The sequence below is a fragment of the Campylobacter sp. RM9328 genome, assembly GCF_012978615.1.
Genome location: NZ_LIWF01000054.1, coordinates 1 through 785 on the forward strand (window position 1 = coordinate 1; position 785 = coordinate 785).

2 protein-coding genes are annotated in these 785 nt (G+C 34.6%); both read left to right on the forward strand.

The window, feature by feature from the left end; all coding sequences use genetic code 11:
- Positions 1–420: hypothetical protein (locus CCAL9328_RS10620; RefSeq protein ID WP_170000636.1), on the forward strand; the 420-nt coding region annotated here is incomplete at its 5' end.
- Between the two features lie 2 nt (positions 421–422).
- Positions 423–692: a hypothetical protein gene (locus tag CCAL9328_RS10625; RefSeq protein ID WP_170000637.1), complete on the forward strand. Its 270-nt coding sequence runs from the start codon at positions 423–425 to the stop codon at positions 690–692.
- Positions 693–785: the final 93 nt, after the last annotated feature.

A 785-nucleotide genomic window follows, 5' to 3' on the forward strand; every position in this document is an offset into this window, starting at 1 on the left:
GGGGTTAAGGTAAAAATCCTTGATGAGCTAGGCAACACAAAGTCTATTATATACCAAGGAGAGCTACAAGCTAAAAGCTCATATGAAACAAAACTATTTGCTAATAATGGAGAGAAGCTAGAGTTTGAAGCTAGTAGCGAAGTAGGCTTTAATGTAGGTATATTAAACGAAAACTATATCGCTAAAGGTATTTTAAACAGTGAGTATATAGTTTGCGTTGGTGATGGGGTAAAAGATGAGTTTAGCTTTAATGGCTTAAGCGTTAATAGCTTTAAAGAAGTTAGAATAGTCTTTGATGGCTTATATGAAGCAGTGTTTGCTAAGGATTATGAGCTAAATAGTGATAAGAGCGGAGTGGTATTTTATGAAATTCCAGCTAATGGGCTAGAGTTTATAGTCTTTATAACAAAACAGGAGTAAAAATGAGTAGTTATGATATATCTACAGGCAAGATAGATGGCAGCGCCATAGGTGGTAAGCTAAATCGCAGTGTTATAGCTCATACGCCAATACTAGAGGATAAAAATAGCGAGTTTTGGGGCTATGAAGGGGAATTAGTGGTGCTAAAAAATAGCGGTATATTGTGTCTAGTCTTAGAAGATATAGCTGAAAATGATAAAGACACAATAGAAAATCTCAAAAATAGCTCTAAGATTATGTATCTAAGTAGTTTTATAGGAAAGGGTGAATAATGAGTAGTATAGTAACTGATAGCAAAATTGATAAGCTAGATGAGCTAATAAGCTATCTAGATAGCACCTTGCCAAACAGACTAGCTGAATTAG